Here is a 13,627-nt window from a genome sequence, read left to right on the forward strand (position 1 = left end):
GCGGTGTCTAGATGTCTAGACATCTAACCCGTCTTCCCCATGACAAGTGTGACAAGTGTGCCGGGGCGTTTGTGCGGCTAGAGGAGGCGATTCCAGATCCATCGCATATTTTCCAGCTCTGAACTGGTGGCCGCCGGGTTCGGTAGACCCGGCGGGGCCGCGATCGCTGGTAAATCTGCCGTCGCTGTCAGATTCGTGTCGCCCGGGCCGGGCAGAGGCATCGGCGGTCGCAGGGTGAGCGCTGCCGCCATCGCGGTGATGAGGGCCGCGGCCGAACGGATGTGATCTTCCGGGATGTCGGCACCGGCGATCGTGCGGAGCTTGAGCTCGACCACGGCAGCGACCTGCCCGGCGATGGGCAGCATGCGTGCGGTCTGTCGTGCGGCGAGCCACGGAGCCGCCGACATGACGCGGAGGCGCGCGTGCACGAGTTCTTGTTCCTCGGTGATCTCGGTGGGAAGTTCTACCAGGGTGAGAGCCCCGGTGAGCACCCCGACAGCGGGGTCATCGAGGTAGGCCTGGCGGCGTTCTGCGCTGAGGTGCGGCAGTTCCCAGCCGAGGAGGGCGTCGTCCTTGGTGTCGAAGTGGTTGAAGAATTGGCGTTGGCTGATGCCGACGGCCTCGCAGATGTGGTCGACGGTCAGTGCGGCCGGCCCGTGTTGGAGGGCCAGCCGCACCGCCTCGCGTTCGATCGACCGCACGGTGGCGCGACCCCGGGCATTACGGGTGTCGCGACCATCGGCGGTGGGTCTCATGACGTCGTCCTGTTCCTGATTATTCGTATCGAAGTGCGTCGATCGGTGTCTTGCGGGCCGCTCGCCGGGCAGGCAGTGTGCCGGCGAGAAATGCTACGACAATAATGAGCAGGATCACGCCGATGATCGACCCCGGCTGGAACAGCAGCAGGTTGAGACCGGCGAGTCCAGCGAGCGCCCCACTGCCGAGTGCGGCATTGATGGGAAGTCCGACGAGGATCGCCACGCCCGCCCCGATGGCGCTGCCGAGGAATCCGATGAACGCCGCCTCGAGGCTGAAGAGGGCGAACACTCTCCCGCTGCTCATCCCCATGGCCTTCATTAACCCGATTTCTCGAGTGCGTTCCTGCACGCTCATGAGCAGAGTGTTGACGATGCCGAACGCAGCGGCCAGAAGCGCAACGATCGCAAAGGCGTTCAGCACGCCCGTGATTCCGGTGATGATCGTTTGAACGACCCCGAGCTGGTCTGCGATCGTTTGCGCCGTCATCCCCTGGGCGGCGACCTTCTTCTTCAGCGCGTCGATAGTCGCGGCGGAAGCATTCTTGTCGAAGTGCGCGACGGCGTTCGGATAGCGAGCCGGAGCCTGGGATCCGGCGTTCTGCTGTTTCGAGAGCTCATTCACCAGCGCCGCGTTTGCTCCGGCACCGCTGCTGAACAGGCTCGCGTTAGAAATGCCCACCACCGTTGCGCTCACTTCGTGCCGAGTGCCGAGAACGTCGGTGAGCCCCACCGTAACCTCGGTTCCGACCGCAGACGAGGCGCTGCCGAGGCGAAGCGCTGTGACGTAATCATCGGGCAGAACGAGCTGACGCTCCGAACTCGACGGGCTCAGCTGCTCCCCCGCCTTGAGGTCGGATTTCGCGATCGACGATGTCGGGGCGATCGACAGCTGATACTTCTCGCTCGACGGCGCGGAGATCCAGTCGATCGACACGGGGGCGATCGGGTCGACACTCTTCAGCCCGGGGATAACTTTGAGGGTGTCGATGTCTGTGGCACTCAATGTTCCCGCCGACCCGGTCAGAGGATTCGCGGTGCCGCTCGACGCGCTGGATGTCGCCGGATCGTACTTCTGAGGCCCGCTGGAGGTGCCGGCGGTAGTCGAGGACTTGGAGATGAGGAACACATCTCCCGCACCGAGCGAGGCGACCTGCTTAGTCACGTAATCAGAGACTCCGGCTCCGAGTGCCGTCGTCAGGGTCAGAGTGAAGGCCCCGACGAAGAGCGCGAGCACGGTGAGCGTAGTCCGCAGTTTGCTGCGTACGGTGTTGGCGGCGGCGGTGCGGATCAGGTCGACGGTATTCATGCGGTTACCGCCTCTGCGGCGGATTCGACGATCCGCCCGTCCCGCACGTAGATCTGCCGGTCACAGCGGGCGGCCAGATCCTCATCGTGGGTCACGATGACCAGCGTGATGCCGTGGTCTCGGTGGAGGGCGAACAGCTCGTCTTCGACGATTGCGCCCGTCGCGCTGTCGAGGTTGCCGGTCGGTTCGTCGGCGAAGATGACATCCGGTTGGCCGACCAGCGCCCGGGTCAAGACCACGCGTTGCTTCTGGCCGCCGGAGAGGTCTGTGGCCTTGTTGCGGGCCTTGTCGTCCAGACCGAACCGGGCCAGAGCCTCCATCCCGCGCCTGCGCCGTTCGCTCGCCGGGACTCCGGCGATTTTCAAGGGCAGAGTCACGTTCTCGAGCACAGACGAGCCGGGCGTCAAGAAGAACTGTTGGAACACGAACCCGAAACGGCGGTTGCGGAGCTTGTTGATGGCGCGGGTCGACAGGGTGCTGGCCTGCTGCCCATCCACCAGCACCGATCCCTCATCGGCCGTGTCCAGTAGCGCGAGGATATGCATGAGCGTCGACTTGCCGGAGCCGCTCTTCCCCACGATCGCGAGCGACTCTCCCCGCCCGATAGCCAGTGAGACGTCGTCGAGAGCCTGAAAACGACTGTCGCCTTTGCCGTACCACTTTGAAAGATGCCGTGTCTCGAGCACGGTGCCAAGCGTTGAAGATGTCATGCATGACAGTCAACCAGTTTGTGCAGTCACTGAAGTACTCCGGAGGGAGTAGTCGACTACGGCATCCGGATGATCTCGACCCGTGCTCGTCCAGTCCCCGCCAGCTGGAATCCACTCCTCCGTCAGCGGGAGCCGGGCACAGACTCCGTGCCGACGTACGCCGCCAGATACTCCCCCGTCAGCGTGGTGCGATCGGCGATCAGAGCGGCGGGCGTGCCCTCGAACACGACCCGGCCTCCGTCGTGACCGGCGCCGGGGCCGATGTCGATGATCCAGTCCGCGTGAGCCATGACCGCCTGATGATGCTCGATCACGATCACCGACTTGCCGGATTCGACCAGTCGGTCGAGCAGACCGAGCAGCTGCTCGACATCCGCCAGATGCAGCCCGGTGGTTGGCTCATCGAGGATGTACAGGTCACCGCTCTCCCCCATGTGCGTCGCCAGCTTGAGCCGCTGCCGCTCGCCGCCCGAGAGGGTGGTGAGCGGTTGCCCGAGACTGATGTAGCCGAGCCCGACGTCGACCAGCCGCTGCAGGATGGCGTGGGCCGCCGGGATGCGCGCCGCACCGGATCCGAAGAACAGTTCGGCCTCGGCCACCGGCATCGCCAGCACCTCGCTGATGTTCTTGCCGTCGAGCGTGTAGTCGAGAACGGATGCCTGGAACCGCTTGCCCTCGCAGACCTCGCAGACCGTGGAGACGCTGGCCATCACACCGAGGTCGGTGAAGATCACGCCCGCGCCATTGCAGTTCGGGCAGGCTCCCTCTGAGTTCGAGCTGAACAGCGCCGGCTTCACGCCGTTGGCCTTGGCGAAGGCCTTGCGGATCGGTTCGAGCAGCCCGGTGTATGTGGCGGGATTGCTTCGCCTCGAGCCGCGGATCGCACCCTGGTCGATCGCGACGACGCCATCCCCCGGTGCGATCGACCCGTGCACCAGCGAGCTCTTGCCCGACCCGGCGACACCCGTGATGACGACCAGGATGCCGAGCGGGACATCCACATCCACGTCGTCGAGGTTGTTCGCCGAGGCGCCGCGCACCTCGAGCACGCCGGTCGATTCGCGTACCTGCTGCTTGAGCTTCGCGCGGTCGTCGAGGTGTCGACCGGTGAGAGTGTCGCTCTTTCGCAGGTCGGCGACGCTCCCCTCGAACACGATCTCGCCGCCGGCGGTGCCGGCGTGGGGGCCGAGATCGACGACATGGTCGGCGATCACGATGGTCTCCGGCTTGTGTTCGACGACCAGCACGGTATTGCCCTTGTCGCGGAGGCGCAACAGCAGGTCGTTCATGCTCTGGATGTCGTGCGGGTGCAGACCGATGGTGGGTTCGTCGAACACGTAGGTGACGTCGGTGAGCGACGACCCGAGGTGCCGGATCATCTTGGTGCGTTGCGCCTCGCCGCCGGACAGCGTGCCCGCCGGGCGGTCGAGCGAGAGATAGCCGAGTCCGATGTTCACGAAGGAGTCGAGGGTCTCCTGCAGTGAACGGAGCAATGGGGCCACCGACGGATCGTCGATCCCGCGCACCCATTCGGCCAGGTCGCTGATCTGCATGGCGCAGGCCTCGGCGATGTTGAGCCCGGCAATGCGGGACGAGCGTGCGCCCGCGTTGAGCCGGGTGCCGCCGCAGTCCGGGCAGGTGGTGAAGGTGACCGCCCGGTCGACGAAGGCGCGGATGTGTGGCTGCATGGCCTCACGGTCCTTCGAGAGGAACGACTTCTGCACCTTGGGAACCAGTCCCTCGTACGTCATGTTGATGTCGCCGACCTTGACCTTTACCGGCTCCTTGTAGAGGAAGTCGTGACGCTCGCGCTCCGTGAAGTCGCGAATCGGCTTGTCGGCGTCGAGAAAGCCGGAGCCCGTGAAAATGCGCACGCCCCACCCGTCCGCCGTGTATCCCGGAATGGTGAGTGCCCCCTCGGCCAGCGACTTGCTGTCATCGAAGAGCTGGCTGAGGTCGATGTCGTTGACCGTGCCCATTCCCTCGCAGCGCGGACACATACCGCCGGTGATGCTGAAACTTCGGCGTTCCTTGGTGGTCGCTTCCCCGCGTTCGATGGTGACCGCGCCCGCCCCGGAGATGGAAGCGACGTTGAACGAGAACGCCTGCGGCGACCCGATGTAGGGCTGACCGAGGCGGCTGAATAGGATGCGCAGCATGGCGTTCGCGTCGGTGGCAGTCCCCACGGTGGAGCGCGAGTTCGTCCCCATCCGTTCCTGGTCGACGATGATCGCCGTCGTGAGTCCTTCGAGGATGTCGACATCCGGCCGCGGTTGCGACGGCATGAACCCTTGAACGAACGAGCTGTAGGTCTCGTTGATCATGCGCTGCGACTCGGCGGCGATCGTGCCGAAGACCAGGGAACTCTTGCCGGAGCCGGAGACGCCGGTGAAGACCGTCAGCCGGCGTTTCGGCAGTTCGACGCTGACGTCCTTCAGGTTGTTTTCGCGAGCACCCTGCACCCGGATCAGGTCGTGGCTGTCGGCGGCGTGGTTCGCAGTCACGTTGTGTGAGGTCATAGTGCAGTCAGCCTAGGGGCGTCCGCGAAGCCAGTCAGCGAAGCGCGTTAGCGAACCGAGCGACGGTTATACAGGGCGAGCGCCCAGACATAGCCAGCCAACGCGATAGCAAGGCTCCAGGCGAGCGTCAGCCAGCCAGCCGTGCCGATCGGGGTGGCGAGAAGCAGGCCGCGAATCGTCTCCGTGAACGGGGTAAACGGCTGATATTGCGCAAATGCCTGCAGGGCCGCAGGCATCGTCGAGGTGGGCACGAAACCGCTCCCGACGAGCGGCAGGATCACCAGGATGAGCGGCAGATTGCTCGCCGATTCGACGGAGGTCGCGGCCATCCCCATGGCGACGGCGAGCCAGACGACGGCGAATTGCACGAGCGCCACGACGCCGAACAGCGCGAGCCACTGCAGCGGTCCGGAGGTCGGGCGAAAACCGATCAGCAGCGAGACGCCGAAGACCAATGCCACCGCAATCAGCCCCTGGAGGAGATTGCCCAGCACATGCCCGGTGAGCACGGCGGCCCGCGAGATCGACATCGTGCGGAACCGGGCGACGACACCCTCCCGCATATCCATCGCGACCGTCGTGGCGGTGCCGCCCGCTCCCCCGGCGATGGTGATCACCAGGATGCCAGGGACCACATAGGCGAGATATGCACCGCGGTCGCTCGCCGCCGCGCCTGCTGCAGTGGACAGGCCCGGCACCGCGGCACCCAGCGCTCCGCCGAAGACGAAGACGAAGAGCAGCAGGATGACGACGGGCCCGAGCACCGTGAACATGCTGAGCGCGGGGTACCGCACCATGTGCAGAAGATTGCGCCGGAGCATCGTCACCGAATCGGCGGCGACGTGGGAGCGAACGGATGGGGTGCGAGAGAGCGAACTGATGGTGGTCATCGGGCTGTCCCTTCCAGGTCGGTGTTGTCTGCGCTGTCGGTGGTGGCTGCGCTGTTGGTGGTGGTGGCTGCGCTGTTGGTGGTGCCAGTGGCCGGAGCGCCTGTCAGCGCGAAGAACACGTCGTCGAGGTCCGGGGTGTGGATGCTGAGTGCGGTCGGTTCGATTGCCCCGGCGTCTAGGCGGTCGAGAACGGTGCGGATCGAATCGATTCCGCCGTCGCTCGGCAGCTCGAGCGCGTCCGATTCCTCGGGGCGCCGAGCCTCCGGCAGCAGAGTCTCGGCGGAGGCGAGCGTTGTGGCATCCGCGAACTCCAGCCGGATGCGACCGCCGGGAACCAGCTTTTTGAGTTCGGCCGCAGTGCCTTCGGCGACGATTCGGCCACCATCGAGCACGGCGATCCGGTCCGCGAGTTGGTCCGCCTCCTCGAGGTACTGGGTGGTGAGGAACACGGTGACTCCGCGCGCGACCAGTCCGCGGATGATCGTCCACATCGCGTGCCGGCTGCGCGGGTCGAGTCCCGTCGTCGGCTCGTCGAGGAAGATGATGCGCGGGTCGCCGATCAGTGTCATGGCCAGGTCGATGCGCCGCCGCATCCCGCCCGAGTAGGTCGAGAGTGGTTTCTTCGCGGCCTCGGTCAGCTCGAACTGGTCGAGAAGTTCCGCGACCCGGCGCTTCGCCTCACGGGTCGACAGATGGCGAAGGCGTGCCATCAGCATGAGGTTCTCTTCGCCCGTGAGCAGTCCGTCCACCGCGGCGAACTGCCCGGTGAGTCCGATCGCCGAGCGCACGCCATCGGCGTTGCGACGCAGGTCGTTGCCGTCGACCGATGCATGGCCGGCATCCGCGGAGATCAGCGTCGAGAGGATGTGTACGACGGTCGTCTTGCCCGACCCGTTCGGCCCCAGCAGGGCGAACACCGTGCCGTAGGGAACGTCGATGTCCACGCCCTCCAACACGGATTTCTTGCCGTAGGCCTTGCGAAGACCGGTTGCGTGAATGGCGGAGCTGGGTGTGGTGTGCACGGTTACTATCCCTCCTCGGTAGAGCGCTGCAGCAGCACGTCGCCGTAGCCGCTCCGCGCTGTGATCCGGACGCTGTCTGACGTGTCGGCTGGGGCGTCTGCGGCGGCCAGCTGATTGCGAACCTGCCCCTGCTTGGAGGCCAGATCGAGCCAGGCCGCGGTGCCCGGGCGCACCCCCACCCGGATCGAGCCGGTCGTGGTGGTTGCGTTGAGCGACCCCCGGGCCGCCTCCATCACGCGGATCGAGCCATTCGCCGAACGTGCGCTCACCTCGCCATCGAGGTGGGCGACGACGATGTTGCCGTTAGAGGCCTTGATCTCCAGTGTTCCCACGATCGTGCCGACCGTGGTCTCGCCGTTGCCGTTCTTGATGCGGCCGGTTCCCTCGAGCTCGCCCGCCGAAATCGTGCCGCTCCCGGTCGCGAGGTCTACCGGCCCGGTGGCGCGGTCGACGCTGATGTCGCCCGCCCCGCTCTTGATGCGGATTCCCGCGCTGGTGCCGAGGTGGACCTCGCCCATTCCGGTGGCCAGCGTGGCATCGCCGAACTCGCCGTCCGCGGTCAGGTTGCCCATCCCGGAATAAAGGTCGAGGGTGGTGCCGATCGGCACCTCGACGGCCACAACCACGGCACCGCCGTCGCTGAACAGGCTTTCGCGGCGCCAGTGCTTGAGCGTGACGGCGAGGCGTCCGTGCTCGAAGGTGACGGCGGTCGTCTCGGCCGCGCGGACATCCAGCGCCCTGGACGGGTCGCGGGGCGTGACGTCGACGGTGACCTCGGAACGGCTGGTCGCGGCGACCCAGATGTCGGCGCGGGCGCCGATGTCGATCCTGGCCGAGACGGGCCCGACAGCGGTGAAAGTGTGGGCCGGTGCGGGGGTCATGAGCGCGTCCATCCGGTGAAGTTCTGTTCGCCGGCCGCGGGGCGCGACGGGCGTCGGTCTGGCCCGTCCAGCGCGGCGGAGACGGCGCGCACGAGCCAGGTATTGACGGAGAGCCCCTCGCGGGCGGCGGCTGCTTCGGCGCGGGATTTGAGGTGATCGGGCAGGCGCAGCGTCGTGCGGGAGGTGCTCCCCTCCTCGACCTCGACCGAGCCGACGGTGTCGATGACGGCGCCCGTCGGAGATTGCAGGGCGGACGGCTGCAGAGCGGACGGCTCCGGGGCGGTCGGGGTCGACACGACGAACTCGGGATCGACCCCGCGAAGGCGCACGTCGACCGAACCCGGCGCGAGCTCGACCGTGATCTCGGCGGCGGCGCCAGAAAGCGCGTCGAGCAGCATCAGCCGGGCGGCGGATTCGAGCGGCGCGGTCATCCGCTCGGCAAGCGCGCGCGCGTCGTCACCGCCGGCATCCGCGGCGACGAGCAACTGCTCATGCAGCCGCTCGATGTAGGGAAGAAGGTTCATGACACCATAGTGACACCACAAGTGGTGTCACGCAAGTGTCACTATGCGACGACGTGGTGTCGTGCGTCAGTCCTTCGCGGCGGTCTTGTTCATATGTTCGAGCCCCACGAGATGGTCGAAGACGATGTTCGTCTGCGTCGAGGCGACCGCCGGGTCCATGCTCAGCTGCTGCGCCACGAAATCCCGCAGCTCACGACTATCGCTGCACGCGACGTGGATGAGGAAGTCGTCCGCGCCCCCGAGGAAGAAGACATTGAGCACATTGGGCAGCGTGATCACGCGTTGGGCATAGGTGTCGACGTGACCGCGGGCCTGGGCGCGCAGTCGCACGGTGACGATGGCCTCGACGCTGAGTCCCATCGCCGCCCAATCCGGGTGAGCATGGTACGAGCGGATGGTGCCGCTCTCCTCGAGCGCTCGCACCCGACCCAGACACGTCGACGGCGCGAGACCGACGCGTTCGGCGAGGTCTTTATTGGAGATGCGTGCGTTGCGGGAGAGCTCCCAGACGATCTTCTCGTCGATGTCGTCCATGGTCGTCCCTTCGCCCGCCGCGAATACTGTGCGTCCGGCTAGCTCCTCGACGCGCCTGTCGTCGAATAAAAATGTAAAATTCGGCGATTTGCCGAATGTCATTCCGATTTCATGCCATCGAAACAAATCCTGTACATGATAGCCGTGTGCTGGCACGCGGTTCGGTACATCGACGGCAGGGGATCACAGTGATCATCGGAGTTCCAAAGGAAGTAAAGAACCACGAGGACCGGGTAGGACTCACCCCGTCCGGTGTCTTCGAACTGGTCGGCCGCGGCCACAGCGTTCTCGTGCAGGCGGGAGCCGGGCTCGGCGCAGCTATCCCGGATGCGGAGTACGCCGCGGCGGGTGGGACCATCGTCGACGTCGACGGCGCCTGGGCGGCCGAGATGGTGGTCAAGGTCAAGGAGCCGGTCGCCTCCGAGTACCGTTTCCTGCGCAGCGATCTTCTGCTGTTCACCTACCTCCACATCGCGGCCGACGAAGCTCTCGTGCGCGCACTCGTCGACTCGGGCACCACCTCCCTCGCCTATGAGACCGTGCAGCTCGCCGACGGATCTCTGCCCCTCCTCGCTCCGATGAGTGAGGTCGCCGGGCGTCTCTCGGTGCTCGTCGGCGGCTACCACCTGATGGGCAGCCAGGGCGGACGGGGCGTGCTACTCGGCGGCGTGCCCGGCGTGCGTCCCGCCAAGGTCACCATCATCGGTGCCGGCATGGCCGGGCAGAACGCCCTGGGCCAGGCCCTCGCCGTCGGCGCTGACGTCACCATCCTCGATCTGTCGATCCCGCGGCTCCGTCACATCGACGAGGTCTTCGGCGGGCGCGCCAAGACCGTCGTCTCCAACCGCTACGAAATCGAGAAGAGCGTGCTCGAGGCCGACCTCGTCATCGGCGCCGTGCTCCTCCCGGGCAAGAAGGCACCGACCCTCGTCTCACACGACCTCGTGTCTCGGATGAAGCCGGGCTCGGTGCTGGTCGACATCGCGATCGACCAGGGCGGATGCTTCGAAGACTCCCGCCCGACCACTCACGACGACCCGACCTACCTGGTCGAGAAGTCGATCTTCTACTGCGTGGCGAACATGCCCGGTGGAGTCGCGTCCACTTCGACGTCGGCGCTGACCAACGCGACCCTCCCCTACATCGTGCAGGTCGCCACGCTCGGCTGGCGCGAAGCAGCCCGGCGCGACCCGGCGCTGGCGAAGTCGGTCTCGACCGTCGCCGGCGCGCTGACCCACCCCGGAACGGCCGAGGTCTTTCCCGAGGTGGCGTTCGCCGAGGTCGACGCGCTTCTGGTCTAGCCGAGCAGCATCTAGGGGCTCAGGGTTGGGAGGCTCAGGGTCGAGGGGATCAGGGTCGAGCGGCCCAGTTCAGCGCAGCGCGAGCAGCGCTGTCCTGATCGCCTCGACGCCGACCCGCAGTTCGGCGAACGAGGTGCTGAGCGGCGACAGGCCGAGACGGATGCCGTCGGGGTTGCGGAAGTCGGGAATGACATCCTGCGCCCACAGGGTCTGGGTCACGGCCCGGAATTCGGGATGGGTGATGGTCACGTGACTGCCCCGACGGGCCTCCTCGCGCGGCGTCACGACACCGACGCCGAACTCCGAGAGCAGCTCCTCGACCAGGTCGAAGGCGTGACTCGTGAGGGCGAGTGACTTGGCCCGGATCGCCTCGATTCCGGCGCTCTCGATCGCATCCAGCATGTCTTGCATGGCGAGCATCCCGACCACCGGCGGCGTGCCGCTGATGAAACGGCGCATTCCCTCCGCCGGACGGTAGCCGGGGCCCATCGCGAAGACGTCGGCGGCGCCCATCCAGCCCTGGATCGGCTGCACGAGTTCGCCCTGCAGGCGTGCCGCGACGTAGCCGAAGGCCGGTGCGCCGGGGCCGCCGTTGAGGTATTTGTAGCTGCAGCCGACCGCGAGGTCGACTCCCCACTCGTCGAGCTGCATCGGGATGACGCCGGCCGAATGGCACAGATCCCAGAGCACGAGTGCCCCGGCCTCGTGAGCGACCGCGGTGATCGCCGGTATGTCGGCGACGTAGCCGGAGCGGTAGTCGACATGGCTGAGCAGCACGAGGGCGGTGCGGTCGCCCACCACGTCGGTGACCTGTTCCACGGTGACTCCGCGATCGGGGTCGACCTCGATCCAGCGCAGGGTCAACCCCCGCTCGGCGGCGATGCCCTCGACCAGATAGCGGTCGGTCGGAAAATTGGCGACGTCGACCACGATCTCGGATCGCGAGGCATCGGACGAGGCGAGCCGTGCGTCCACCGCGGCACGGACGAACTTGTACAGCATCACCGTGGTGGAGTCGGCGACGACGGTCTGGCCGGCGGCAGCGCCGAGGGTGATCGCGGCGATCCGGTCCCCCAGGTCGAGCGGCAGGGACATCCATTGTTCATCCCACGAGCGGATGAGGCGGTTGCCCCAGTCACCCACGATGAAGTCGTCGAAGCGTGCTCGGGTGGCGAGCAGCGGGCGCCCGAGCGAGTTGCCGTCGAGGTAGGAGACGACGTGCTCCCCCGGCACGAACAGGTCAACGTAGGCGGCGAGCGGGTCGGCGGCGTCGAGAGCTGCGCTGTCATGCTTGCTGCTGCTGATGCTGATGGTCATGCGAAGGTCTCCTCGAGGTCGCGCACAGAGTGGACGGTAGCGGTGCTCAGCCAGTCGGCGAGCACGGTGCGGTCGCGATTGACCGGGCCGCGGATGACCGAAACCCGACCCTGCAGCGGCCCCGGCGCGATCGCGGCGACGACAGCGTCGGCGCTGAGCCCCGCCGCCACCAGTGCATCCAGCTCGCGCGTGTTGATGCCGACCGGCAGTGGACCATTGCCGAGATCCGTGCCATACAGTACCGGTCCACCCGCCGCGGCGAAGCGGCTGAGGTTGTCGAGCGCGATCGCATACTCGGCCGTCGGGTTGCCCCAGCCGTGGATGTCGAGCGTGCTGATCCAGGTGCAGGTCTCGGTGGCTTCGCTCACGTCGTCGTCCGAGATCAGTTCGCTGAACGGGGTATGGGCGAGTCGATCGGCCCCGGCCCGGATCGCCCGCATCGCCTGACCGGGTCCCTCCGCGTGGGCGACGATCGGCAGCCCGGCGTCGTGCGCCTGACGGACGACGGTGGCGAGCATCCGATCGTCCCAGACGGGTCCGCTGCTATTCACTGCGACCTTGATGACGGATGCCCCCGCCACCGCCATCTCGTCGACCGCCGCCGCACTCTCCCGCGCCGACATCACCTCGCGGATCGACTCTGCCGCAGCCCAGTCGCGTCCAACCGGGTATCCGCCTGCCGCGGTCAGGAACGCGCCGGCGAACTCCACGTCGACGACGTCGGAGGCAGCCCACCGCGCGACGAGCCGCGGGTCGGATCCCAGGTCGACGACCCGAGCGATTCCGCCCGGAACGAGTCCGGTCGGGTCCACCAGGCCGAGGTGGACGTGAGAGTCGGTGAAGCCGGGGAGCAGGGTGCCGTTGATGTGCACTGTGCCACCGACGTGGGCTGCGCCGTCGTCATCCGTCGGCTCGGTGTCGACGAGCGTGAGCCGCTCGCCGTCGATCGCGAACAGCGCGGGGCCGGTGAAGCCGCGGCCGTCCCAGGAGTCGAGCGCCGAGATCAGTCTCACGTGCCGATCTCCGTGCGTACCGCGTACAGCTCGGGAAAGAAGGTGAGGTCGAGGGCGCGCTGCAGGAAGTCGACACCGCTCGAGCCGCCGGTACCGGTCTTGAAGCCGATGGTGCGGCGCACGGTGCGCAGGTGCCGGAAACGCCAGAACTGGAAGTTGTCTTCGAGGTCGACGAGTTCCTCGCAGGCCTCGTACAGCCGCCAGTTGTCGCCGGCCGACTCGTAGATCTCGCGGAAGACGGGCACCAGTTCGGCGGTGAAGGTCCAGGCCTTCGTCAGGTCGCGGTCGAGCACCTCCTGCGGGATGGCGAATCCAAGACGCGCGAGGTAGCGCAGGAACTCGTCGTACAGTGTCGGCTCGTCCAGCAACTCCTGCAGGATCCCCTGCGAAACCGGGTCGCTGGCGAACACGCTGAGGATCTTCGCGTTCTTGTTGCCCAGAATGAACTCCAGCGCGCGGTACTGGAAGGACTGGAACCCCGACGAGTTCGCCAGGAAGTCACGGAACTCCGAGTACTCGGTTGGCGTCAACGTGGCGAGCACCGACCACTGCTTGGTCAGCGTCTCCTGAATGTGTTTGACCCGCGCGATGCGCTTGAGTGCCGTGCCGATGTCGTCGTCGCGGAAGGCCTGCCGCGCAGACCGCAGCTCGTGCAGCATCAGCTTGATCCAGAGCTCGCTGGTCTGGTGCTGGATGATGAACAGCAGCTCGTCGTGGTGCTCCGGCACACTGACCGGCCGTTGCAGACTGAGCAGCTCGTCGAGCGCCAGATAGCCGCCGTAGTTCATCTTCTTCGAGAAGTCGGTCACGATTCCGTCTTCGAGCGGACGGGTGTTGCCGGGGTCGGTCATG

General features: G+C 66.5%; 13 protein-coding genes. 1 reads left to right on the forward strand and 12 read right to left on the reverse strand.

Translation table 11 applies throughout. The features are described from left to right. Positions 1–77: 77 nt before the first annotated feature. From IV501_RS09235 to IV501_RS09275, 9 genes are all read right to left on the reverse strand, one after another. Positions 78–755: a TetR/AcrR family transcriptional regulator gene (locus IV501_RS09235; protein WP_200555324.1), complete on the reverse strand. Its 678-nt coding sequence runs from the start codon at positions 753–755 to the stop codon at positions 78–80. 19 nt (positions 756–774) lie between these two features. Next, entirely contained in the window at positions 775–2,064 is a 1,290-nt protein-coding gene (locus IV501_RS09240) for an ABC transporter permease (protein ID WP_200555323.1), read from the reverse strand. Then, positions 2,061–2,774: an ABC transporter ATP-binding protein gene (locus IV501_RS09245; RefSeq protein ID WP_200555322.1), complete on the reverse strand. Its 714-nt coding sequence runs from the start codon at positions 2,772–2,774 to the stop codon at positions 2,061–2,063. The genes IV501_RS09240 and IV501_RS09245 overlap by 4 nt, the downstream gene beginning before the upstream one ends. A 122-nt stretch (positions 2,775–2,896) precedes the next feature. Beyond that, positions 2,897–5,293, reverse strand: coding sequence for an ATP-binding cassette domain-containing protein (locus tag IV501_RS09250; RefSeq protein ID WP_200555321.1), 2,397 nt, complete (start codon positions 5,291–5,293; stop codon positions 2,897–2,899). Between the two features lie 47 nt (positions 5,294–5,340). Further along, the gene (locus IV501_RS09255) at positions 5,341–6,183 is read right to left on the reverse strand and encodes an ABC transporter permease (protein WP_200555320.1); all 843 of its coding nucleotides are present in this window, start codon (positions 6,181–6,183) and stop codon (positions 5,341–5,343) included. Beyond that, a complete protein-coding gene (locus IV501_RS09260; protein ID WP_307812190.1) occupies positions 6,180–7,205 on the reverse strand; it encodes an ATP-binding cassette domain-containing protein in 1,026 nt (341 codons plus the stop codon). Before IV501_RS09260 ends, IV501_RS09255 begins: the two co-directional genes overlap by 4 nt. 5 nt (positions 7,206–7,210) lie before the next feature. Beyond that, positions 7,211–8,086 carry a DUF4097 family beta strand repeat-containing protein gene (locus IV501_RS09265; RefSeq protein WP_200555319.1) on the reverse strand — a complete coding sequence of 292 codons (876 nt, stop codon included), beginning with the start codon at positions 8,084–8,086 and terminating at the stop codon, positions 7,211–7,213. Continuing rightward, positions 8,083–8,610, reverse strand: coding sequence for a toxin-antitoxin system HicB family antitoxin (locus IV501_RS09270; protein ID WP_200555318.1), 528 nt, complete (start codon positions 8,608–8,610; stop codon positions 8,083–8,085). The genes IV501_RS09265 and IV501_RS09270 overlap by 4 nt, the downstream gene beginning before the upstream one ends. A 66-nt stretch (positions 8,611–8,676) precedes the next feature. Then, entirely contained in the window at positions 8,677–9,144 is a 468-nt protein-coding gene (locus IV501_RS09275) for an Lrp/AsnC family transcriptional regulator (protein WP_200555317.1), read from the reverse strand. A 188-nt stretch (positions 9,145–9,332) separates the two neighbouring features. Here IV501_RS09275 and ald point away from each other — a divergent pair, with 188 nt between their 5' ends. Then, on the forward strand, positions 9,333–10,445 hold the full coding sequence (ald, locus tag IV501_RS09280; RefSeq protein WP_200555316.1) for an alanine dehydrogenase: 1,113 nt from the start codon (positions 9,333–9,335) through the stop codon (positions 10,443–10,445). A gap of 69 nt (positions 10,446–10,514) precedes the next feature. Here the strand turns inward: ald and IV501_RS09285 are convergent, their stop codons facing one another. From IV501_RS09285 to kynA, 3 genes are read right to left on the reverse strand one after another with little or no spacing between them, the layout of a single operon-like run. Further along, complete coding sequence (locus tag IV501_RS09285; protein ID WP_200555315.1) at positions 10,515–11,762, reverse strand: kynureninase; 1,248 nt, start codon at positions 11,760–11,762, stop codon at positions 10,515–10,517. Further along, positions 11,759–12,775 carry an amidohydrolase family protein gene (locus IV501_RS09290; RefSeq protein ID WP_200555314.1) on the reverse strand — a complete coding sequence of 339 codons (1,017 nt, stop codon included), beginning with the start codon at positions 12,773–12,775 and terminating at the stop codon, positions 11,759–11,761. The genes IV501_RS09285 and IV501_RS09290 overlap by 4 nt, the downstream gene beginning before the upstream one ends. Next, a complete protein-coding gene (kynA, locus tag IV501_RS09295; RefSeq protein ID WP_200555313.1) occupies positions 12,772–13,626 on the reverse strand; it encodes a tryptophan 2,3-dioxygenase in 855 nt (284 codons plus the stop codon). Before kynA ends, IV501_RS09290 begins: the two co-directional genes overlap by 4 nt. Between the last annotated feature and the right edge of the window lies 1 nt (position 13,627).

The sequence above is a fragment of the Lacisediminihabitans changchengi genome (assembly GCF_016634425.1).
GTDB lineage: Bacteria > Actinomycetota > Actinomycetes > Actinomycetales > Microbacteriaceae > Lacisediminihabitans > Lacisediminihabitans changchengi.